This window comes from Nocardia sp. NBC_01388, assembly GCF_045040085.1.
GTDB lineage: Bacteria > Actinomycetota > Actinomycetes > Mycobacteriales > Mycobacteriaceae > Nocardia.
Window position 1 is genome coordinate 8,608,539 of sequence record NZ_CP109553.1, and the last position, 22,498, is coordinate 8,631,036.

The window sequence follows — 22,498 nt, forward strand, 5'->3', positions numbered from 1 at the left end:
CAGGCCCGCGGTGCACCCCCTGATTCGCGACCCAGATGTGAAACCTGTTCCAGAGCAACATGACTCGACTAGCGAGGAAGTGACATGACCGAACCTCATCCACCTCTACCGCCGGCACCTGTGCCGACGTGGCCTGCGCGCCTGCTGGATCGCATCCAAAACATGTCGGTGGATTTTGCCCGGGTGCTGCGGCAGGGATATCAGCCGAGCGGGGGCGGGAGCGATGCGTCGGTGCTGGCGTGGCGCACTCAGCTGCAATTGATGGCCGTTTCCCGGGAGGAGGTGATCACCCAGGCGTTGGCGGTCGGCCTGTCCCCGGTCGATGTCGAGGATGCGCGGATGCTGGGGAATCAGGGATTTCGTGCCCCGATCGATGGTGTGGAACCTGGGGATCGGGTTCGTGAGGCGATGGTCGACGGGGTCGTCAACGACACCTGGCAACTACAGCATATGGCCGCGATCCACCGAGTGCGTGAACAGCACCTTCTCTCCGATGCGGACCCTTTCCAGGACCCGCAGGTTTCGGCGCAGTACGAGCGGAATATGGCGGCGTTGTGGATGCGGGCCAGCGCGGTTTCCCGGGCGATCGCTTTGACCGCGGAGGAATACGAAGGGATGTGGCCCACCGATGTCGCCGGGTGGCAGCGGATTCTCCGGGTGGTCGGTATCTACGATGACCAGGGGCTGGAAGAACGCTGGCGCACCTATGCCTGGCCGGGGATCGCCGAGGGCGTGCACCGGGACCTGACCGCCCTGCGGATAGACCCCAGTCAGGCGTTCGTAAATGAACCAATTCCCTCCCCGCACACCATGCTCGACGAGGTCGCCCACGCACAGAGCGCCCCGTGGTCGGCACCGGAAGCGCTCACCATCGACCGCGCCGTGCAGGCCGCGCTCTCGCACGAGAGCGGGCTGGACTGGTCCAGTTCCCTCGCACCGGACAGCGGTACTGCGCCTCCGGTAATCGACACCTCGCTCGGGACCGAGCTATGACCGGACCGGCGAACAACAGCCCGAATCCCCGCCGCGATATCCCGGCCGAACACGTCGAGCTGATGGCGCAGATCCAGCGGCTGGCCCTGCGCAGCGGTCAGCAGTTGCAGCGCATGTACGAATCGGGTGGCGAGGCGTTGACGGCCACCGAAGCCATCACGCGGATCAACGCCCTGGACCGGGAACGGGACCTGACCGAGATCAAGGCCCGCGCCGCCGGGGTCCCGGCCGAATGGATCGACCGAGTCCGCACCCTGGGACAACGCGGGATCGACTGGCACGAGGATCAACCGTTGCCCGATCCCGCCCCGACACAGCGCCGCCGCACCGTGCAACGCGTCGCCGACGATGTCGAGCGGCTCAAAGACATGGCCGCCGTCCACACCGCCTACCAGCACACCCGATCACCCGGCGACACCGCCACCGACATGGAAACCGTGGTGGCCGCACAGTTCCGCCGCAACATGGAGGCGCTGTGGATGCGCGCCGGGCGCACCGCCCACGCCATCGGGATGGACGCAGCCGAACGCGGTGCGCTGTGGTCGGTGACGGGCGCGGAATGGCAGCGCCGGGTGAGCCACTACCTCGGCGGGCGCGACATCGCCGCACTGCACACCCAGTGGCGCAAATACGGAGACGCCACCCTCGCCACCGAAGCGCGCCGATCGCTCGCCAAACTGCGCCGCGCCGGACAGCACGGCCCCGACGTCCCACTACCGCAGATGCCCATGGCGCCGGTCCGGATGCTCGTCGAGGCCGGGGCGGCGATCGATGCCCGGCCTGCACCGCGCGAGGGCGAGCCGATCACCACCGCCATTGACGCCGCGTTACCGGACAGCACCGCCACGACGTGGCCCGAGGACCTCACACACCCACCCGGAACGCAACCCCACGGCGCTGTTCCCGGTCTCGACAGCGAAGCAGATCCATGACCGTCGTCACCGAATACGACTGTCCTGCAACACCTGTGAACGCAGAAGGTGAAAGCCAATGACTGATCCGGGCTATCTGCCAGACAAGGCGTCGGTCCCGCAGTGGAAAAACGATCTGCTGCGCCGCGTCCATGACCTCGCCGCAGACTTCGTGCGCATCGAAAGCCTGGGTGCCGACGGCTACGACGGCACCGACTCCGACGCGACATCGGACTGGCTCGATCATCTCGACGCCCTGACCGCCGTGCGTGAATCCACCGAGCGGATCGCGCTCTCGGTCGGAATTCCGCAGCCATGGATCGAACGAGCCCGCGACGTCGGTGCCGGCCGCACCGCCACACCCGGACACCTCGCAGTCCCGGAGGCGCCGAGCGAGGCCAAACAGTTCTATCTGGACATGCTCAGCGTGGACCTGTGGAACCTGCAACGCATGGCCGTCGTCGCCGCAGCCCGCGCCATACGCCTCACCGAGGGATACGAGTTCGGGCGCGATCCGCTGGCGGGGCGTGACTACCAACGCAATATGGATCTGCTGCACGCGCGGATCTCCGCCCTGGCCGACGCCGCAGGTGCCACGGTCGGTGACGCTGAAAACCTGTGGGGCACTGCCGGTACCGAGAACTTGAGGCGGGCGACCGCGGCGACGGTCAACGGCTGGGACGACCTCACGGTCGAGTTCGCGTGGCGGCAATTTGCCAGACCGAGTCCCGACGCCGCACTCCCGCCCTACATTCCGGTCGAGGACCCGGCCGCAGAGCCTGTGCACCGCATCGGGGTCCGGCCGCCCACTCCGGAACAGCTTGTTGCCCAGGCCACCGGCGCACTCCGCGCCACCCGGGCAGAACCGAACACCATGGGACACCAGGACATCGAGACCGCTATCGATGTCGTGCTGCCCGCGGAAGCGACGTGGGGCTGGGGGTTCGAACTGCCCGAGAGCGCTCCGGTGACCACCGAGCCACCGCACGGCATAGGCCCGGAACCTTGATCCCCGCCGTACCGCTCTTGCTCACGGGTGAGGCCACTCCGTAGCTAGGACCCGCTGATCATCTATTCGCCGTGGCGCTGGCGCTACCACCGCGACAACTATAACCACCGCGAGGGACATCCCCACTGCCGCGACGACTTAACAGTCCCGCGGACCGCTTCGCACGATGAAGGCGGAAAGCGATGTCCGACAACACCTCTGACGACCCGCCCGGCGGCGCGAACGCGACCGGCCCGGCACGTAACCCCTCGACCGACCGGCAGGACCAGGTCCGCCGACTGTATGCGTCGAAATTCGATGTGCCACAAGAACTCCGGGGCGGCGCACTCGCGCACCAGTTCGGCATCGACGACCTCGACACTGTGCACGCCTCAAAGCTCAAAGCCGTGCAGAACGCGGCGTTTCTGCGCGCGGCGTGGATGTCGCACGCTGTGGAGAACGATCTCGATATCGGTGACCGCAAACACCGGTGGGCGATGTTCGTCAACGGCGTCGGTGAGGACCTGCACCTGGCCCGCACCGAAGCTACACACGCGGGAATCGAACTCTCCGATATCGAGCAAGCCGAATACCTCGGCGGCAGCGGAGTGTCCTGGGCACAGCAACCCGCGCACAGACAGCTGGGCCGCCTCGAACACCTCAGCGAGCAACTGTTCCACGCCGACACGCGCTCCGCCGGACACCTCGAACAGATCCATGATCTGCGCCAGCAACTCGAGACCGCACACGCCGCGATCGACGAACTCGGCAATCACCTCACCCACAACGACACCACGATCCGCGTGCTGCTGGAACAGACCGTCGATGCCGACTGGCAAGGGCCCGGTACCGGCCGACAGATGGGGTCCGGCCTCGAGTCTCTGAACACACTCCGCGAAGCCAACGAGATCCTCGCTACGGAGAACGCCGGCGACTCCTGCCACACCGCAGCGCACAACGATCAGCACCTCGTCGCCGGTCGGGGCATCAGTGCCGCCGTCGACGTGGCGCTGGCAGACCCCGACCCGTCAACCGAGCACGGCGAAGATCCTTTTCTCGGTCTCGCGACACCGGGGCAGCCGGGCGCTGAACCCGATCCGCAGGTCGAGCCATGACCTGGGTCGGCGAACCGATCGGCTATGCGAACCCCGCCTACTATCGCGACGCCGCCACCAGCACCGAACGACAACTACGCGCGGACTTCGCCAAGTACTACCAGCTCCGCGAAATCGCCCCTTTCGGCCTCACACCCGCCGACACCGCCGAGTTCAACGCGCACGCCGAGACTCTCGACGCCCGGTGGGGACGGCATGAATCAGCGCAGTGGCGACGTACCTGGGGGACACTGCAGTCCGCGGTCATGGGGTGGGAAGCACGCCCGACCCTGGCCCGACGCAACTTCGACCAACTCGCCCGCGCCCGCGCCGCGGGCGAGCTCACCATCGACGAGGACCTGTGGCGCAGCCTGCACCAAGCCCGCGCCATCACCGGCCACGGCCTCGACGCACCCGCCGACCCGATCCCGGACCCCGAGCGCCGATTCCCGAACCTGCACCTGCCCGGCCCGTCCGCGACCCCGCCACTACCGGCGCCGCAAGGCCCGGACCTGCGCACCTCGGTGGAACGCACACTCGGCGCGCCCCGCGACCAGCGCACCACCTCCACTGAGGTCTCCCTCGAACACATCGACCAGGTCATCGCGGCCACCGAGGACGCCCTCGATGCCGAGGAACGCCGCGGCGACCTAGACACCGGCCGTGACGCGCGTACCACGTTGTTGCCCCGCACTATTCGCGACGCACCGATCAGCTATGACTACGGCGAGTCCGCGGCCTGGGAACTGCGGCAGGCGGCACTACTGCGGGAAATCCAAGACCTGTCCTGCGAGCACACCCACGTCGCCGACGGGTTCGACGGCCACGACGACCAAGCCCGCATCACGCGATTGGAAGCCCTGCGCGACGGTCTTTCCGCCGCCCGCCGTGACGCACTCCGCGCAGGAGTCCACGGCGTCGACATCGACCGCGCCTACGTCCTCGGCCGCGACGGAATCTACTGGAGCACTGAGCCTTCCGACCCGCGCCTGGGCCGGATCGCGCAACTGACCCAGGAACGCGACTGGGGCCTTTCCCTAGCGGCTCGGCACATCATCGCCAGCAGCGGCGTTCAGCAGGATCCCGACGCTCACCGTGAACTCGCACCGGCACCTGAAACCGGGAGTGCGAGAACTCATCCTCTCAGCTCCGAAACCGATCCGTACGCCGCTGCCGGTGCCCGGATCGTGGCAGCCATCGACGTCGCACTCGCCGAAGTCGACGCCAGCAGCTGGACGACATCAGCAGACCCTCCACCGGTCGGCACACCAGTACCCGCTGAACGCGACACGAGCCCCGACCCGTGACACCTACTGCGCGACAACACAAGTCGCAGACCTACACAGATTTGCCCCCGCTGGTTGAAGGAGATGGTCGCAGTGCCCGCACGAGAAACTCGTCGCCGAAACACCGGGGGAGTCGGTGAGGAAACGTGGCTGCTGCTGCTGTTTCTCGCCGCTGTCCTGGTGGGCCTGGCCGGGTGGGTGGCATTGAGCCTGGGCAGCTGGTGGGCCGGACTGCAGGTCACCGCAAACCCGGTCGCCGCCTACCTTCAATTGGCTCTAGGGCGACGGGTCTGGCCCTGGCAATCCACTTGTGTGACCGTATGTTTCGTCGCGGCATCGGCCGTAGCGGCAGCGAGGATCGGTCCCCGCCTTCGGCAGCGTGGTGGTATCGATTCGGCCGCACGGACCATGGCACCGCCACGCACCATCACCATCGCCCGTCTCCGGGACAATATGTCCGCGGCGACCCGATTGCTCAAGGACGCCCCCGACGAGGTCAGGCAACTGCCGGGGCCCCCGCTGGGCCGGACCGTGCTCAAGGATGTCGAGTTGTTCGTCCCCGCCGAATTGGGGGTGTTCATCGCCGCGGGCCAGCGGACCGGCAAGACGATGGCATGGGCGATCCCCGCGGTGCTCTCCGCGTGGGGGCCGGCGCTGGCAACGAGCAACAAACCGGACCTGTACCGGCACACCAGATACGGTCGCGCACAACAAGGCCGGGTCTGGCTGTGTGACCTGCAAGCGGTCTGTGGGCACGCCGAGTGCGACTTCTGGGTGAACCTGCTCGCGCAAGTCACCAGCCTGCCCGCGGCACGCAAGCTCGCGGCGTTCTTCGTCAGTGGCTCCTCCGGATCGGCCGCCCAGCAAGCCAATGCCAAGGTCGATTCCTACTTCGACGGCGGCGCGCAGGAACTGTTGAGCCTGTACGCATTCGCCGCCGCCTGCGTCGGCGGAGACCTCCTGCATGTCGCCGAATGGTTGTCCGGTGATCAGGACCAGACGCCCGCACTGATCCTGCGCCACTACGGGCACCATCGTCCCGCGCAACGGATCCTGGACGCCCAAAGCCTCTACGCGCGGCAACGAGATGGGTTGTACGACATGGGAAGACGATTCCTCAATGTCTTGTCCGACGAACACTACGCCCGCATGGTCACACCCCCGACCCGCAAACGCTTCAGCGTCTACGAAGGCGAAAACAAGATCATCATCGACGTCACGCACGAACCCACCCGCCACCGCCTACCCGAATTCAAGCCCGCCGATTTCGTCGCCAGCACCGACACCCTGTATGCCTTGTCGATGACCGGCCCCGACTCCGCCGGACCACTGACCGCCGCGCTCGTCGGCCAAATCCTCGAAGCCGCCCTCGCTCTCGCGCGCGCCCGCCTGGACGGCCGCCTCGCGGTGCCGCTCCTGGCGGTGCTCGACGAAGCGGCCAACTGCGCCCGCATCGGCGAGCTACCCAGCTACTACACCTACTGCGGTGGGTGCGGAATCATCCTGATGACGATCATCCAGGTCCTCGAACAAGGCGAAGACCTGTGGGGTGTCAACGGCGTGAAGATCATGCGCGCCCAATCGATCGAGATCTACGGCGGCAACATCGCTTCCGTCGGCTACCTCGACGAATGGTCGAAATTGATCGACGAGCACGATGTCGCCGACCGCTCCCGCTCCCTCGGCCCCGGAGGAGTCAACCGCACCGTCTCCTGGCGCGCCGAGCCCGTCCTCAACGTCGCCAAACTCGGTGCGCTCCCCAAAGACCGCGCCCTGGTCCGCCTGCCGAACCACGAGCCGATACTCGTGCGCAAAATCTTCTGGTGGAACCATCCGGTCTTCGCGCCGCTCGTCACCGCGTCACTGAACCAGTTCGAACACACGGTTTCGTTGCACAAGCCTCCCCGCGCGACCCCAGCCGCCGGGCAGGACGAAGGCACACAGCAATGACCACGCCCTCCGCCGGCGCCGCACCACAACCAGGTGGTGCCGGGAAGAATCCACCCAAGCCCCCCGCCTACCCGGACTTCGTGACCTTCGCCGAGAAGTGGCTGTTCCCGTTCGTCACTGTCCGTCTCGCCGAGGCGAACCGGGAGCAGACCTACACCTGGTGCCCGCAGTGGTGGCGGCACCGACCGGTCGCCGTCCGTATCGCGCATCTGCACGGCGCGTTCGAAGCCTCCCGCCGCAGCCGCTCCGGCGGCGCGATATCCACTCTGCTGCTCAGCCACATCGACGCACACATGCGGATCATCCTCGACGCCGCCAACGGACCACTGCACCGCTGCACGAGAGCCAAACATGTCGCGTTGCAGTCCCTTTCCGCCGATCCCGTACCGCCGGGATGGTTCGGCGACATGGCGCGGCCGGTGAACACCGGCGATGATCGCAAACGGAAACCTCCGCGGTTCGCGCACTACACCGAGTTCGTCGATCAATGGCTTCTGCCGGTGACCGCGGTGCGCATCGCGGCCAATCACCGTGAAGGGCAATACACATGGTGCCGGCAATGGTGGGCACACCACGGAGTGGCGGTGCGGTTCGCTGCCTTGCGTGCCGTGTTCGAAGCGGCGCGTCTGGCCGAGGACGGGACCGCGATGAGCACCCTGTTCGTCTCACACATCGACCCCCACATGCGAGTCGTCCTCGACGCCGCACAGGGCCCGCTGCATCGCTGTACCCCCGATCGGCATGTTCCGCAGCCTGGTCTTCCCTTCGGCACGGTGCCAACGGGCTGGTTCGGCTCCGTCAGTGGTCCGCTGGCGGTCGACGAACTGGGATTCGGGCCGGACTTTCGGCTTCTTCGAACGGGCAGCACTCTCTGAATATCGCGCGAGCGGGCACCCTGTCTGAGTCCGGGACCGCCTGCCCAAGAATGAGAGTGCGCGCAGATAGGCGGGTCGTCGGGACGCGCAGCGGCGAGGACCTGTACCGGCTCCGTGAACTGCATGTGTTGTTCGCCGATATCTTCGTTCGGCATGAACCTCTGGACCGCGAAACCGTCGACCGTACAGCCGATTTCAGCACGATCCCTGTTTCGGCTCACCAACGCTGGCAGCTCGCCGTCGTTTTACATTCTGGGCCAGGCGTACCTGCGCTTTCGGGCCGCGGAGTCCCCCGACACCTACACCGGACCCGCTACGCTGACCGAGCTCCTGGCCCTCGAGTACCCGCCACGCCATCTGCACATCGAATTTGGGCAGAGCAGAGGGTATTCGACTCCCGCATCGGCGTTGCGCCGTGCGGTGGGTCTTGGCGAGGGTCGGGTGTTTACACCAGCTCGGCAACCCACGATGCGAATTTTGCGGGTCGTTCCAGCGGGCCGAGATGACCGAACTCGGGCATCGCGAACGTGTGCGCATGCGGCATGGCCGCGGCGAATTTAGTCAACCATGTGTGATCGGCGACCGTCGATTTCGTGCCGTATCCGAACTCCACAGGACAACGCACGTGGGGGAGACTTTCCGGCCACTTGGCGGTTCGGGCAGTCAGATAGATCTGCTCTTCGGTGTGAGGCGGGCACCGCAGTCGAACGCCACCAGATGGATCGGCGGCAAGGCCGCCCTCGACGTAGTCGCGGAGTACGCGACTCTCGAGCCGAGCGAACGGCCCGCGGGTAGAAAAGCGGCGTAGGGCTTCGTCCGGACTAGCGAAGTCGTTTTTGCGGCGCGCCGCTGCGGTGGCGAATGTTGGGTCGTCGTCGCTGGCCAAGATCGGTTCGTAGCACAGCAACCGCTCGAACATCCCGGGCGCTGCAGCCTCGGCGAGTAGCAGTGCTGTGCCACCGAGCGAATGTCCGACACCGACGAATCGTTGACCTCCCAGCTGCTCGACGGCGTCGGCGATATCGTCACGGAATCTGTCCCAGGTGGCGTCGGTTGGGAGCGGGGGCGATTGACCATGACCGTGGAAGTCCAGCGCGAAGCGCGCGTTCGAGCTCGGAAGGCATCGGCTGACTTGATTCCAGACACGAGCGTGGAAACCCGCTGCGTGGCAGAACAGAATCGATGGCAGGTCGGTTCCGCTGCCGGGTAGCTCGTAGACGGACAACCTCATCGACTCTCACCGCCGCCCGGTGGAGTCTGCATGCCTGGCCGCGAAGTCATCTTTGCCGGACGTCCAGTGTCTGTGAACCGCGCAGGAGTTCGGCGGGCAGACCGAGGGCAGCGCATTCGGTGATGAACGCTTCGGTCTGGGCCAGGCTGTAACTGCGTGTCGGGTCGGAGACGCCGAACATGTACGACAGCCAAGGTTCCAGGCCCATGGCGTAGACGTACACCTGCCGGGGCCCGAGTGCGTGGACCAGCTCCATGCCGCCGGCGGCGTCGGATCCTTTCGTGCGCCGTGCTTGCGACATTTGCTCGGTGTACTGCCCGGTAGGCAGGTAGGGGCCGGAAGCCATGGTCATCGGTGAGCCTTCGCACTCCATACCGATGAACAGGGAATCGATCGGGCCGAGCTGTTCGCGGGCCACCTCATAGACCCGTTGTTCCAGACACCGGGAGTCCGCGACCAGCACGCTGGTCGAATTGTTCAGCGTGACCGCATAACCCGCTTTCCCGCGCACGGTCAGGTCCGAATGCTCACCGAGGAACGGCAGCGCGGTGATCGACCCGTCCGGCAGCGAGAGTGTGGTGTAGTCGTCCAGTTCGACCACATCCTCGAACCCGATAGCCGACAGGACAAGGGCCAGGCTCGGGTCGAGTAGATCACCGGCGTTCGTCCGGGGCACCACGACCCGATCCACCAAATGCCTGATCTGCAGCAGGGTTTCGATATCGAGGTGATCGAGGTGGGCGTGGGTGATTGCGAGACAGGTGATTTGATCAGGAAGGTCAGCGAAGGACATGCGATCGGTTGCGCCATCACGGCGGTAGGCGACGAGCGGGTCGATCAGCACGCTGCTGCGCGGTGATTCGAACAGCACACACGCATGATTGAGAAACACCGCCCCGTCGCGTGCTCGGGTGGTGAGTGGATGGGGGTGGGGCGGCTCGGTGGTCAGAAAGGGCGCCAACTCCTCGACATCGACCCCGAGACCATCGGCGAGCTCGCTGGCCCGTACCGGTGCGCGGCGAGCTTGTCCGATCAGATTCCAGATCCCGGAGTCGAACCGAGCGGGCCGGATCATCCTGCCCGCCTTCGGCATTCGAGGTACCGCGAGTCCCTCGTCGGGTTCGTCGGGGTCGACGCGTTCCAGGCGCACCGCCTGCAACCCGGGATCGTAATAGGGGCCGCGGTAGAGGATGGCTTCGAGGAAGCGCACGCCGGGCTGGTTGTAGCGGTTGTACACCAGTTCCACCCGACCCCTCAACGGCTCCGGGACCTGCGCGTACAGCGGTTCCAGGTCCTGGCCGCCGGTCTGCGAGAGCATGAGCGTGTCCAGTTGTGTGATGGCTGCACCGAGCTCGATCAGGTGCGGGCTCTGGCCGATGACAGCGTCGAGCCACTCGCGGGCGTCGCCCGCGCCGGAGGCGTCGGCGCGGGCTTGTGCATCGTGCAGCACCTCGCGCATTCGCGGCACGTGCCTGGCGACCAGGTTGCGTGCGTAGGTGTGCGGTGCGAGCAGATGTGCCCAGGCCCGAAACCCGTTCACGAGAGGTTCGGTGCGCACATCCGGACGGAGAAACACCATCTCGTCATGAACCATCATGTGTCCTTACCAAGGAGGGAGAGCAGGGGGTTGTGTGGACATTGCACAAAGCGCGGCTGTCGACTCACGGCCCCGGCGGTGCGCCGAAGCGTGTTCTGCTGCATATCAATTCCCTCGCAACAAGGTTTGGTCATAGGGCTGCCATGAGCCGGTGGTCTGCATACGGCGTGCGGCGGCCCGCAGGATGGTGCGCCGCAGCTTCCCGGTGTCGGTGCGCGGCACCTCGGCCACGAGGACCACGGCGTGCGGGATCTTGAATCCGGCGATACGAGGTCGCAAATCGTGTTGGACGCGCGTGGTGAGTTCGGCCGGGTCTATGTGTGGTGTGGTCGGAACGACGTAGGCGACCAGCCGCGATATGCCGGACACGTCTTCGACGGCGCAGACGGCTACGTCGGAAATCGTCGGGTATTCCAGCAGCATTTGCTCTATTTCGGTGGGGTGCACGTTGATTCCACCGACGATCTCGATATCGTCGAGGCGGCCGATCACCGTCAGGTAGCCGTCCGGATCCACGATCGCCGCGTCGCCAGTCCGCTGCCACAGGTTCCGGTGCGGTGGCTCCGCGACGTCGGCCATTGTGCGACCTTGCACCACCGTCGGGCCTACGACCTCCAGAGAACCCTCGACCCCCGCCGGCAGCCGATTCCCGGCCGAGTCTACGACCTGGATCCGGTAGGGAGCGAGGGCTCGACCGACGGTGCCGAACCGTTGTGCGCGTAAGGAATTGGCCGCGAAGGCTTGTCCCACCTCCGTGGAGCCGATGCTGTTGAGCACCACCGGGCCGTGCAATGCCATGATTCCTCGCTCGATGGCGGGCGGCAGCACTTCACCGGCGCTGACGGCGATCCGCAGCCGGGCCAGCGCGCCGCGGTCGGGGTGGGCGAGCAGCTTGGCGTAGAAGCTGGGCACTGCGAAAAGGATGTCCACCTCATGCGCCGCGACCGTGTCGAGGACCTGCTCCGCGGTGGGATGGGCTGCCTCCAAAACCGCAGTCGCGCCGTTGAGCAGCGGGTACCAGACCGAATTGCCCAGCCCGTACGCGAAGTTCAGCTTCGAAACCGAATGAACCGTGTCGCCGGGGCTCAACTCGAGCACTGGTCTGCCGAACGCCTGGTTGTGGACCAGCGGGTCAGCGTGGGAATGCATACACAGTTTCGGGTCACCGGTCGTTCCCGAGGTGAACAGACCATATCCGGGTCGGCCGTCGACGAGCGTTTCGGCGGCAGGTGCCGTATGCCCGGTGCTGGCCAGGTGTTCTGGTCGTAGCGCCCAGACGCCGTGCAATGCGTCCGCCGTTTCCTTCGTGCAGACCACGGCGGTGGGTTCGGCACGATGGACCAAGGTGGTCAGTTCCGGTCGGGGCGAGCGCGGGTTGCCCAGCACCGGGACCGCTCCCAGCCACATCGCACCCAGTAGTGTTGCGACGCAGTCGAATCCGTCGGGCAGCAGGATCAGGATGCGGTCCCCGGACCGCACGTTGGCGGCGTGGAGTCCGGCCGCGTATGCCTGGGTCGCAGCGAACAGTTCGGCGTAGGTTCGGGTGTTCCCGGCCGTGATGATCGCGGGGCGGTCCAGCCAGCCACGTTCGGTGGCGAGTGTTGCCAGGGCAACAGCGAGATTGGCGTGGTGTTGCAGCATCATTTCCCCCGAAAGTGTTTCAGCACAACGGGAACCGCTCTTCCACCAGAGAGATCGGGCGGCCACCGGATATCAGCCGGTAGCTGCGCACTATCGCGTCGCGGTCGTGTGGGTGCGTGTCGGTGGCCGGCAGCGGGTCGAACGATCCGCGTCCGAACCACAGCAATTCGCGCCGATATTCCAGCGCCAGGCGCGAGAGCGCGGCACCTAATCCCTTGTCGGCCAAGGCGATCGTCGCGCCGAAGGCGGCAGGCAGCCGCTCCGGGAGCAGGATCGATTGCGCCTGGACCAGCAGGTGGCCGGTATCGCGTTCGCGGATGAGCACTCGGCGCCGGATGCCGCTGTGCCCGGCAAGCGCGGCCATCAGGCGTGCTTGTGAGCGATCCAGGCGCACCGGCTCCTGTGACTGCACCTCGACGACGACCGGGGTGAGCGAGCGCGCTTCGAGTGCGCTGGTCAGCGTGCCGTCATGGCAGATCAGCATGCGCATGTCGGGTGACACCGAGGCCAGATCGATATCGGTGAGTCGTGCGGGTCGTTCGGATGGTGCGAGGAACTCATCTGCCACCATCCGAACGGCCTGGCCGCGACCGTCATCCCTAATCCAGGTCAGGGCAATCCCCCCTTGTTCTCATGTGTTTATCCGGTAGGTCCGTCGGAGGGCAGCACGACATCGAGGTCGATCTGCGGGTAGAGCGGGTAGCGGTCCAGCAGATCAGCGATCCGCTTCTTGGCCGCCTCGCGCACAGGCCCGGGCAGATCGAATTTGGCCTTGCTGGGTACCGAGGTGCCGTCGCCGCGGACACTGGACACGACGGTCACCGAGCTCAGTACCGACACGATGACGTCCGCGATCTCGGTCATCTCGTCGGTGCTCATACCCAGGGTGGTCACCGCGGGTGTTCCCAGGCGCAGGCCGCTGGTGTACCAGGGCCCGTTGGCGTCGAACGGCAGAGAGTTGCGGTTGAGCGTCAGGCCACATTCGCGCAGTGCCGACTCGGCTTGGCGGCCGGTGAGGCCGTAGGAGGCCGTGACGTCGACGAGCACGATGTGGTTGTCGGTGCCGCCGGTCACCACGACGGCACCGCGCCGCTGCAGTGCCTCGGCCAGAGCGCGGGAGTTGTCGACGATCGCGGCCGCGTAGTCGCGGAAGCTCGGGCTCAGTGCTTCGCGCAGGGCGACAGCCTTGGCAGCCATCACATGCGGCAACGGCCCGCCCAGCACCATGGGGCAGCCCTTGTCGACGGCGTCGGCGAATTCGCTGGTGGCCAGCACGATGCCGCCACGGGGGCCGCGCAGGGTCTTGTGGGTGGTGCTCGTCACGATGTGGGCGTGCGCTACCGGGTCGAAGTCGCCGGTGAACACCTTGCCCGCGACCAGGCCGGCGAAGTGCGCCATGTCCACCATGAACGTGGCACCGATCTCGTCGGCCAGTTCGCGGAACTTCGCGAAATTGATCTTGCGGGTGTAGGCGCTGTAGCCCGCGAGAAGAATCCGCGGTCGCAGCTCGCGCGCCTGGGTGGCGATGGCGTCGAAGTCGAGCAAGTGGGTTTCGCGGTCGACGGTGTAGTTGTGGGCGTCGAAGAGGCGGCTGGAAACGTTGTGGCGGTAGCCGTGGGTCAGGTGCCCACCGGAGTAGTAGTCCATCCCGAGCAGACTCTGGCCGACGAACGCTTGCCGCAGCTGCTCCCAGTCGCTGTCGCCGAGCTTGGCGGGATTGGACTCGCCCAAGCCCTGCAGTTTGGGGACCTCGACGGTGTGAGCCAAGATCGCGAGGAAGGCGACCAGGTTGGCGTCCGCGCCCGAGTGCGGTTGTACGTACACGTGGTCTGAGCCGAAGAGTTGCCGTCCGAGATCGGCGGCTTCCATTTCGATATTGTCGACATTGTCACAGCCGGAGTAAAAGCGATGCCCGGCGATTCCTTCGGCGTATTTATCGGTAAGAAGATTACCCATTGCCTGTTGCACCGCGAGCGAGCTGAAATTCTCGCTGGCGATAAGTTTGACGTTCGATCGCTGGTCGATCAATTCCTGCACGATGGACGCCGCCACGGTGGGGGACACCGAACTGACGGTCTCCAGCCCGGCGATGAAAGACACCGCGCTGGGATCGATGCGATCGGCGGGCACGGCCGCGAGGTATCGCGCGAGCGCGCCGGCGAACACGGGCGGGTTCGTTGTGGTCTGCGTTGCGGGACCGGAGTCGGTAGTTGGCATTGGCACAGCGTATCTCCTGTTTTCTTATGCCGAACCGATGGGGAGCACCCGCTCGAACGCGGTGAGCGTCTCGCTGAGATCACGCTCGTCCCAGCGCAGATCCAGAGCGATCACCACGGTGGAGGCGAGCTCCTCGCGCGCCTCGACGACGAGGTCCGGGGGTGCGGGGGAGAGTCCGCATTGAGTGAGCAGCGGTCCCCAGTCGCCGGCGAAATGTCTATTCATACCGACCGGTCCGAGTAAATTGCCCGCATTCACTCCTTCGGTACGTAACCCGCTCACGATCTGTGCGGCGGAGCCCGGATCGGGGGCCCGGAATACCAGCGTGGTCCCGATGTCCCCGGACGGATCCGGAATTGGCCGCAAGGTGAGTCCGGCAACGCGCTCGATATGTTCCAGAAGGAATCGCTTCATCACCCGGAGCCGATCGATCCACTCCGGAAGCCGGGCCAGCTGGGTGCGTCCGAGCGCACCCTCGAGCTCGGACATCCGCAGGTTGGACGGCGCTACCCGAAGGCGCGGAACCCGGGCGAACGCGTCCGGGTCGACCCACGGTGATGCCGCGTCGTGCAGGCATTGGGCACGATCCATGACAGCGTCGTTCGGGCTACTCACCATGCCGCCCTCGCCGGTGCTGAGAAGTTTGAAGTGCTGAAAGCTGAATGCGGCGGCGGTGCCGTGCGTACCGAGCGGGCGACCGGCGAAGGTGCCCCCGCATGCCTGCGCCACATCCTCCACCACATGCAGGTCTGCGGCGGATGCCAATTCACCGACTGCGGCGAGGTCGCATGCGGCGCCCATCATGTGAACGGCCAGTACCGCCCGGGTGCGGTCGGTGATCGCTGCCCGTGCCGCGACCACATCGATGCCGAGTGAGGCATCGACCGCGACGAATCGCGGTACTCCTCCGGCGGCGGCGACCGCGGTCGCCGCGGAAGCGAAACCCAGAACGGGCACCAACACCTCGAACCCGGGCTCCTCGTCCAACGCCGCGAACGCGACCTGCAGCGCGGAACTGCCCGAGTTGACCGCCAGCGCACGCTGTCCCGCGAGCACATCAGCGGCGAAGGCGTCCTCGAACTCGGTCACCTCCGATCCGTGATAGCGGTAGAACACCTGATGGCTCAAGACGGCCTCGATCGCGGCGCGCTCACGATCGCCGGTCTGAGCCGAACCCAGGCGCATCACCCGGTCGGTGTCCGGGCGAGAACGGGCCGGGCCGGGATTGGCGATGGACGGTGGAATGATCAACGGTCGCTCCGTTCGATGCGGGTGAAATACTCCAGCGCGGCAAGCCAGCGCACGGCTTCAGGTGTCAATGCGCCGCTGGGGTCTGCCACCGGTATCGGGATCTGCAGGACGTAGAGAGGGTCTGTACCTTGTACGTCGGTTCCCGCCGTCGCCATCGGCCACACGAGCGCGTGATGGGCTGGGAGTGAGCCGAGCGGCGCGGCCGGGCCGATACGGGTGCAACCCTGGTCCAGCTCGTAGGTTCCGGTCGCCGGTAGCGTTGTCACCCGCCCATTCGTGTGGGCGTACATCACGAGCTGCCCGTAGGCGGGTGACGGCAGGTGGATCGGTGCCAATGCGAACGGCTGGGTGGTGGTGAATGCCAGCGCCTGCAGCGCGGGCGCGGGCAGCATCCCCGCGGCGAGGTCGGCGGCGTTGCGCAGCGACGTTACGCTCTGCACCCGGGGATTGATTTCCAGCACGACCACGCCGCTGCCGGTGGCTAGCATGTCCAGACCGAACATGCCGCGAAACCCGCTCTCGCGCAGCACCTCTCCGATTCGCCGGCAGGCCTCGTAAGAGGCGGCGGCGACACTCTGGGGGAGCGCGGACTCGGGCAGCAGCTGGTTGCCGCAGTGCGCACCCCACACCGGCGTCAGGCGAGGGTGACCGACGAGTTGGTAGGAGATTCCCGAGACCGCCACCGTGTGCGACAGAACGACTCCGCTGACGGTCAGCGGTGTCCCGTCCACGTATTCGGCCAGTTTCACGTCTCGGCCGGCCCACTCGCGCAGGCAGGCAACGAGTTCGGCGACGCCGGTGATCAGCCGGGTACCAGTGCCGGTCAGGTCGTTCTCAGCAAGCTGCGCGACCGCCGCAGGCGCGCCCAATTCGCGCCACAGCGCGTCTGCGGCACGCTCATCGACCTGCCGCGCGATCACTGCCCGGGGCACCGCGACGCTGGCGGTGGCGGCCAGGGCGGGCAGCTGTGTCTTGTCACCTGCGTGGCGGGTGAGTTCGGCCGCAGGCATGGCGAGGGTGGCGTTGTTGCGTTGCGCCCATTGGTGCATCGCGGGGCCGGCGCGGAACCCGAGCACGACCGGTGGTGCGCCGGCGGTGGGCAGATCGTCGGCATTTTCGGGCTGGAACCGCAGTCCGGGAAGGACGTCGCAGCCCGCGCACAGGAACATCGAGCGGGCGAACCAGCAGATATGCGGGGTGTGCTCGCGCAGCAGGGCGAGGCCGCGGTCCAACGGCAGTCCGGCCGGCCCGACCCGGGTCACGATCGTGGTCATCGCTGGTTGCCTACGCTGTCAACGGATTTCGCGGGCATGCGCGACCACTCGATCACCGCGCCCACGATGTCGGCTACCTCGGTCAGCCGGGTGCCGGGCACGGTCGGTTCACTGCGGAGTGCGGCGATGAACTCGGCATAAGGTCCGACGGGACCCGATGCGTCCGGTTCGAATTCGATGGTGCGGTCGGCCCGGTCGGTGCGCACCCGCACAGCGGGTATGGCCGGGTGGAAGGGCACAAGATCGAACTGCAACTCCCCGCCCGTGCCGGACACGGTCACCGTAAACCGTGGACCCGGTGCGTCCCAGCCGATTTCGAGCGTGCCGAGACACTCACCCACCGCGATCGTTGCGCGTGCCCGCACCGGGGTCGTGCCGTCCGTGTTCAGCAGGACGGTGTCCACCGGTGCGCCGACGTCCCCGCCGAGCAGGTATTTGGCCACTGCGAGTGTGTGCGGCCCGAGGTCGGTGATCACCCCGCCGGGGGCAGTGCGGTACCAGGTGGCGCGCGGCGCCCACGCCTCGGGGCCATTGTGCTCGAACACGATGTTCCAGCCGAGGATCTCGCCGATCGCACCGGTTGTCAGCAGGTCCCGGGCGCAGCGGACCACGACGTGGTACTGCCAGGGCAAATTCACCATGACCGTCTGCTCGGGATGATCGGCGACGGCCGCGAGCAGGTCGGCCAGTTCCTGCCTGGTGATGGCGGCTGGCTTCTCGACCAACACGCTCACACCACGTCGGAGGGCTGAAAAGACCAGCGCCGCATGCGAATGTGGCGGCGTGCACACCACCACACCCTCCACCGGCACGGTATCCAACAGGGTGGCGGCATCGAGTAGTGCGTGCGGCACGCTGTACCAGCGAGCCGCGGCAAGCAAGCTGCTCACCTCTGGGTCGGCGATTCCGGCGACCCGGACGCCGTCTACACGCCCGAAGTTCAAGAAAGGCGCGGGATCTGGTGCCTCGCACGTGGGCGCCGTGTATGCCGGGAGCGCGCCGCGCACTGCGGCCTGCCCGCAGCCCAGTACGCCCACACGCACATCCGGGAGGGCCGGGGTGCCGGTGCTGGCGAAGAACGAGGTGTCCTGGTCGGGCGGCTCGTGTGGGCTGGCCTGGCGCACCACTGGTCTCGTGAGGTCCCGATAGTCCTTGCGCAGCGCCCGCCACGCCAGATCCTCGTTCGTGTGTATCGGGCCCCGCGCGAAAACATCCGACCAGCGCGCCCGCATGACTCGCATGTGCCTGTGCCACACCGGGAGCTTGTCGAAGCCGAGGTGGTTGAACGTCGTGCCTTCGTAGTGCCGCAGCGAGGCGTGGCCGATATAGCCGATACGCTCACCGGCTGCGCGGATGCGGCAGCACAGATCGACGTCCTCGCACAAGGCGACGGGGTCCAATGCCGTGTCGAATCCGCCCACGCGCTCGAAAGAGCTGCGCCGCACCATCAACGCCGCAGTCGGCGCCCACGTCTGCTCCCTGCTGGTGTGGTGGCTCGGGCTGGGTACCTCGCCGCGACCAAGCAGTCCGATTCGGCCCTGCGCTGTCGAACCGCCTCCGGCGCATTGCACGAGCGGCTGCTCGCCGGGGAACAACAGCAGCGGCGACACCGCGCCGAGGGTCTGGTCGGCGGCGAGAGCACTCACGAGCGCGGTCACCAATGTCGGGTCGTCGGCGATGACGTCGTTGTCGACGAAGAACAGATACTGCCCGCGAGCGGCTGACGCACCGATGTTACGGCGTTCGCTGCCACCGGGGTCGTCGGCGAACCGCAGCACCTGGACGGCGCGAGGGGAACCGGCGTGCCAGTCGCACAGGAATTCGGCGGTGTCGGAGGAGGAGCCGTTGTCGACGATCACGAATTCTGTTGCCGTGTAGTCGACTTCAGTCAGCGAGTTCAGGGCTTGTCGGGTGTGGTCGAGTCGATCACGCACCAGCATGATCACCGAGACCAGACCCGGGGTCGGCGTATTCACATGTTGTCCTTGGTGATTCGGTGCTGTTCCAGGTACAGCACGTCGATTCCGGTGCCGAGGAAGCACCGCAGCGCATCCTGAGGGGTTTCCACGATCGGTTCCTGGTCGTTGAACGAGGTGTTGAGCAGGACCGGCACCCCGGTCAGGCTCGCGAAATGACCGATCACGGTGTGCAGGAACGGTTCCTGCGCAGCGTTGACCGTCTGCACCCGTGCGGAGCCGTCGACATGCGTGATCGCCGGAACCAGATCGGGCCGCAGGACGTCGGCGGCCAGCAGCATGTACGGGCTGGGAACCCTCAGGTCGAAGAACTCGGAGTAGTCCTGCTGGCGGACCATCGGCGCGAACGGCCGGAACGCCTCACGATGCTTGACCCGGCGGTTGACCGCGTCCTTCATCCCCGCCTGCCGCGGGTCGCACAGGATGCTGCGGTGTCCCAGCGCACGCGGCCCGAACTCGGCGCCGTGGCGAAACAGCGCAACGATCTTGCCTTCGGCGATATCGGCGGCCACCTCGCGCGCGAGATCGTCGGCGATGCGCGCATGGACCTTGCCGTGAACCTCCGACAGGGCCTGCTCGATTTCCGCCGGCTGGTAAGACTGTCCCAGGTACGGCGAGTCGAATCTCCAGGGTTGCCGATCACCGTCGAGGCGGTGTGCACCCAGCAGCGCGTTGCCCAGTGCGGTGCCGTCGTCCCCGGCTGCGGGCTGCACGAACAGGTCGAGGAAGGGTGTCTCGCGCAGGATCCGGGCGTTGGCGACGCAGTTGAGTGCCACACCACCGGCCAGGCACAGTCGCTGTTCCCCGGTCAGCCGGTGCACGATGCGCGCCAGCTGCACGATCGCTTCCTCCAACGCCCATTGCGCGGACGCCGCGATGTGCCGGTCGAGCGCTTCATCAGGAGTGGGGTGCGGGCGCGGTTCACCGAATGCGGAGATCAGATCAGGGTGAAAGGCGCCGTCCGCGGTGAACTGGAAGATGCCCGAGACACTGTGGGTGCCGTCGGCCCGAACGTCGATCGCGTCCACGAATTCCTTGAGTGGCCTCCACGTGTCCGCCGGTGGATCCATGTCGCGGTACCCGGCCAAACCCATCATCTTGCCCTCTTCGCCGGCGCGGAACCCCAGGTACATCGTGATCGCCTGGTAGAAGTCGCCGAGCGAGTTGCCGTATGCGGGTGGCCCGCCGACGGAGCGGACCAGGTGCGTGAGATCCCCGTCGCGGTAGTGCAGCAGTGTGGTTCGTTCGAACTCGGCCGCGACACCGTCCACGAAGCCTGTGATACTGCCGCCGCCGTCCACGACGATGACCGCGGCGCTGGGAAATCCTGAGCACGGGGCGGCGCTCGCGGCGTGCGAGAGGTGGTGGGGCGCAATGTGGATCGGGTGGTCGGACAGTGGGGGACACCCTCGTTGCACGTCTGCTGCGGTGAGGGTGCGCCGTTGCCCGGTCACGGAGTCCAGCACGTATGTGGTGCTGGCGACCACCAGGTCGATATCGCTGTATTGCAGGCCCCGGGCCTGCAGGCAATAGGACACGGCCCGCTGCGGGAAGGTGTTGTAGCGTTCCTGCCGGTCGTTGAGTGGGATGTCGTGTTTGCGTCGGGACAACCGCTCTTCGGCGATCGCCACGACCGGCCGTCCGTCGACGGCGATACACGCCGATCGGTCGTGTCCGAGGTTGATGCCCAGCACGATTTTGACCACAGCGCTTCCCCTTTCGAGGCTGGTCGAAGGATCGGATTCACACCACGGTGAGGGGAAGCATCGGCCGGCGAGCGCCCAGCCAATGCGAGGGGTACTCATCGACCGAGCCCGATTCGTTGAAGCCACAGCAGTTGCGGCATTCGGGCCAGCGGTCGCCATCGACCAGGCTTCGGCGCAGGTCTGTGTATTGGTCGCCGTGCCAGATCTGTTCGAGGCTGTGCTCGCGGATGTTGCCGAGCGTGCGGTCCATGTACGGGCAGGACATGATCTCACCGTCCGGCCGCACGTAGGCTGTGGACCACGCCTCGGTGCAGCGTTGCCCCTGCGTGGTCGGCAGCGAGGTGTGCTGATCGGAGTTCGTGCGCATCTCGGCCGTCTGGAACGGCGGCGGCAAGCTCGCGCGCACACCGAGCGCGGCCGCGTGCGCGGCGGCCGCGCGCAGGAGTTCGTTGCTGCGTTGTGGCTGGTGCCAGAGCGATTCTTGGGCCAACACGTCGTCGTTGATCATCAGGTAGATGCCCTGGATCTCTTCGACGCCCAGTTGCGCGGCGATCGTGGCCAGCTGCTCGGTCTCACCGACGGTCGAATTCATCAACACCATCGACAGGCACAGGTGCAGATCGTCGCGATTCATCTCCGCGCGCCGGCGCACCAGGGTCTCAATCCCGTTGAGCACGACGGGAAATCCTTTGCCGACGAACTTCTCGTAGGTGGGGGTCGTCGCGGCGTTCAGGGACACCGTGATGTTCTTGATCGGGTATTCCAGGAGCCGATCTGCGTTGCGCGCCAAGGTGACTCCGGAGGTGTTCATCTTGTAGACGACGCCGGGCAGCCGGGCTTGGAGCAGATCGAGGATCTCCCAGAATCGTGGATGGGTCATCGCCTCACCGGCGCCGGTCAGCGCGATGACCTGCACCTTGCCGGCCAATTCGTCGCACAGGCTGTTGACCTGGTCGATCGAGAGCAGATCGAAATCGAACGTGCGCGACACACAGAACTTGCACGACCGGTTACAGCGCTGGGTCAGACCGAGATAGATCTGCCGGGGCATCGGCACGTCCGCGACCGTGCCGCGAGCACGGTAGTCCGCTCCTGCGGTGTAAGCGCCCACGTCGGCCTGCGGAGAGCGGGACCTGTAGAACAGCGACAGCGGTTTTGAGCCCACGTTGTGGATTACCAGACCGGCCACGTCGGAAAGAATTCCGAACCGGTCGGTCGAGGAATTGGAAATCATATTGGCGGCATGTACGGAATCAGGGCTGTGATTCTCGGGAACGTACAAGAGGTCGGCACCGTCCGGCTTGGCCGGCCGCATCAAATCTGTTGCTGCAGTGACTATCTGATACTCGGCACCCGCCGATTCTAGGGTGTGGATCGCGCGTGATGACAGCACGGTCGACGGTGTGAAGATTCGAAATGAGTTACCCATGAGGGTCAACTTTCTTCGATGGTTGACGGCGCAACGCCGCAAGCTTGCTGCCGGGGCTCACCGATAGGAATGCATTGGA

17 protein-coding genes are annotated in these 22,498 nt (G+C 66.2%); 7 read left to right on the forward strand and 10 right to left on the reverse strand.

The genetic code is table 11. The features are described from left to right. The first annotated feature begins 162 nt into the window (after positions 1 to 162). The 7 genes from OG716_RS40645 to OG716_RS40675 all read left to right on the forward strand — a co-directional run bounded on the left by OG716_RS40645 (position 163) and on the right by OG716_RS40675 (position 8,097). Positions 163 to 993: a hypothetical protein gene (locus tag OG716_RS40645; protein ID WP_405135466.1), complete on the forward strand. Its 831-nt coding sequence runs from the start codon at positions 163 to 165 to the stop codon at positions 991 to 993. Next, on the forward strand, positions 990 to 1,925 hold the full coding sequence (locus OG716_RS40650; protein WP_405135467.1) for a hypothetical protein: 936 nt from the start codon (positions 990 to 992) through the stop codon (positions 1,923 to 1,925). Before OG716_RS40645 ends, OG716_RS40650 begins: the two co-directional genes overlap by 4 nt. A 58-nt stretch (positions 1,926 to 1,983) precedes the next feature. After that, complete coding sequence (locus OG716_RS40655) at positions 1,984 to 2,913, forward strand: hypothetical protein (protein WP_405135468.1); 930 nt, start codon at positions 1,984 to 1,986, stop codon at positions 2,911 to 2,913. A 182-nt stretch (positions 2,914 to 3,095) separates the two neighbouring features. After that, positions 3,096 to 4,007, forward strand: coding sequence for a hypothetical protein (locus OG716_RS40660; RefSeq protein WP_405135469.1), 912 nt, complete (start codon positions 3,096 to 3,098; stop codon positions 4,005 to 4,007). Beyond that, complete coding sequence (locus tag OG716_RS40665; protein ID WP_405135470.1) at positions 4,004 to 5,293, forward strand: hypothetical protein; 1,290 nt, start codon at positions 4,004 to 4,006, stop codon at positions 5,291 to 5,293. The genes OG716_RS40660 and OG716_RS40665 overlap by 4 nt, the downstream gene beginning before the upstream one ends. A gap of 72 nt (positions 5,294 to 5,365) precedes the next feature. After that, positions 5,366 to 7,222 carry a type IV secretory system conjugative DNA transfer family protein gene (locus OG716_RS40670; RefSeq protein ID WP_405135471.1) on the forward strand — a complete coding sequence of 619 codons (1,857 nt, stop codon included), beginning with the start codon at positions 5,366 to 5,368 and terminating at the stop codon, positions 7,220 to 7,222. After that, the gene (locus OG716_RS40675; protein WP_405135472.1) at positions 7,219 to 8,097 is read left to right on the forward strand and encodes a DUF4913 domain-containing protein; all 879 of its coding nucleotides are present in this window, start codon (positions 7,219 to 7,221) and stop codon (positions 8,095 to 8,097) included. Before OG716_RS40670 ends, OG716_RS40675 begins: the two co-directional genes overlap by 4 nt. A 445-nt stretch (positions 8,098 to 8,542) precedes the next feature. On the opposite strand, the gene OG716_RS40680 is transcribed toward OG716_RS40675, so the two are convergent. The 10 genes from OG716_RS40680 to OG716_RS40725 form a co-directional block, all read right to left on the reverse strand. Further along, on the reverse strand, positions 8,543 to 9,328 hold the full coding sequence (locus OG716_RS40680; RefSeq protein ID WP_405135473.1) for an alpha/beta fold hydrolase: 786 nt from the start codon (positions 9,326 to 9,328) through the stop codon (positions 8,543 to 8,545). 46 nt (positions 9,329 to 9,374) lie between these two features. Next, positions 9,375 to 10,922 carry an MBL fold metallo-hydrolase gene (locus OG716_RS40685; protein WP_405135474.1) on the reverse strand — a complete coding sequence of 516 codons (1,548 nt, stop codon included), beginning with the start codon at positions 10,920 to 10,922 and terminating at the stop codon, positions 9,375 to 9,377. Positions 10,923 to 11,030: 108 nt separating this feature from the next. Beyond that, a complete protein-coding gene (locus tag OG716_RS40690; protein WP_405135475.1) occupies positions 11,031 to 12,569 on the reverse strand; it encodes a class I adenylate-forming enzyme family protein in 1,539 nt (512 codons plus the stop codon). 16 nt (positions 12,570 to 12,585) lie between these two features. Then, positions 12,586 to 13,056 carry a chorismate--pyruvate lyase family protein gene (locus OG716_RS40695; RefSeq protein ID WP_405135476.1) on the reverse strand — a complete coding sequence of 157 codons (471 nt, stop codon included), beginning with the start codon at positions 13,054 to 13,056 and terminating at the stop codon, positions 12,586 to 12,588. A gap of 149 nt (positions 13,057 to 13,205) precedes the next feature. Beyond that, entirely contained in the window at positions 13,206 to 14,783 is a 1,578-nt protein-coding gene (locus OG716_RS40700; RefSeq protein WP_405135477.1) for a glycine hydroxymethyltransferase, read from the reverse strand. 24 nt (positions 14,784 to 14,807) lie between these two features. After that, positions 14,808 to 16,034, reverse strand: coding sequence for a DegT/DnrJ/EryC1/StrS family aminotransferase (locus OG716_RS40705; protein WP_405135478.1), 1,227 nt, complete (start codon positions 16,032 to 16,034; stop codon positions 14,808 to 14,810). Continuing rightward, positions 16,031 to 17,308 (reverse strand): ATP-grasp domain-containing protein, encoded by a 1,278-nt coding sequence (locus tag OG716_RS40710; RefSeq protein WP_405135479.1) that lies wholly within the window; start codon positions 17,306 to 17,308, stop codon positions 16,031 to 16,033. Before OG716_RS40710 ends, OG716_RS40705 begins: the two co-directional genes overlap by 4 nt. Then, a complete protein-coding gene (locus tag OG716_RS40715) occupies positions 17,305 to 19,284 on the reverse strand; it encodes a Gfo/Idh/MocA family oxidoreductase (protein ID WP_405135480.1) in 1,980 nt (659 codons plus the stop codon). The genes OG716_RS40710 and OG716_RS40715 overlap by 4 nt, the downstream gene beginning before the upstream one ends. After that, positions 19,281 to 20,990, reverse strand: coding sequence for a carbamoyltransferase (locus tag OG716_RS40720; RefSeq protein ID WP_405135481.1), 1,710 nt, complete (start codon positions 20,988 to 20,990; stop codon positions 19,281 to 19,283). The genes OG716_RS40715 and OG716_RS40720 overlap by 4 nt, the downstream gene beginning before the upstream one ends. A gap of 37 nt (positions 20,991 to 21,027) precedes the next feature. Next, complete coding sequence (locus OG716_RS40725; protein ID WP_405135482.1) at positions 21,028 to 22,419, reverse strand: radical SAM/SPASM domain-containing protein; 1,392 nt, start codon at positions 22,417 to 22,419, stop codon at positions 21,028 to 21,030. Positions 22,420 to 22,498: the final 79 nt, after the last annotated feature.

Bases quoted from the DNA above. Each gene is read 5' to 3' on its own strand.
- OG716_RS40645 (WP_405135466.1), top strand. From the start codon at position 163: ATGTCGGTGGATTTTGCCCGGGTGCTGCGGCAGGGATATCAGCCGAGC.
- OG716_RS40650 (WP_405135467.1), top strand. From the start codon at position 990: ATGACCGGACCGGCGAACAACAGCCCGAATCCCCGCCGCGATATCCCG.
- OG716_RS40655 (WP_405135468.1), top strand. From the start codon at position 1,984: ATGACTGATCCGGGCTATCTGCCAGACAAGGCGTCGGTCCCGCAGTGG.
- OG716_RS40660 (WP_405135469.1), top strand. From the start codon at position 3,096: ATGTCCGACAACACCTCTGACGACCCGCCCGGCGGCGCGAACGCGACC.
- OG716_RS40665 (WP_405135470.1), top strand. From the start codon at position 4,004: ATGACCTGGGTCGGCGAACCGATCGGCTATGCGAACCCCGCCTACTAT.
- OG716_RS40675 (WP_405135472.1), top strand. From the start codon at position 7,219: ATGACCACGCCCTCCGCCGGCGCCGCACCACAACCAGGTGGTGCCGGG.
- OG716_RS40680 (WP_405135473.1), bottom strand. From the start codon at position 9,328: ATGAGGTTGTCCGTCTACGAGCTACCCGGCAGCGGAACCGACCTGCCA.
- OG716_RS40685 (WP_405135474.1), bottom strand. From the start codon at position 10,922: ATGGTTCATGACGAGATGGTGTTTCTCCGTCCGGATGTGCGCACCGAA.
- OG716_RS40690 (WP_405135475.1), bottom strand. From the start codon at position 12,569: ATGATGCTGCAACACCACGCCAATCTCGCTGTTGCCCTGGCAACACTC.
- OG716_RS40695 (WP_405135476.1), bottom strand. From the start codon at position 13,056: ATGCGCATGCTGATCTGCCATGACGGCACGCTGACCAGCGCACTCGAA.
- OG716_RS40700 (WP_405135477.1), bottom strand. From the start codon at position 14,783: ATGCCAACTACCGACTCCGGTCCCGCAACGCAGACCACAACGAACCCG.
- OG716_RS40710 (WP_405135479.1), bottom strand. From the start codon at position 17,308: ATGACCACGATCGTGACCCGGGTCGGGCCGGCCGGACTGCCGTTGGAC.
- OG716_RS40725 (WP_405135482.1), bottom strand. From the start codon at position 22,419: ATGGGTAACTCATTTCGAATCTTCACACCGTCGACCGTGCTGTCATCA.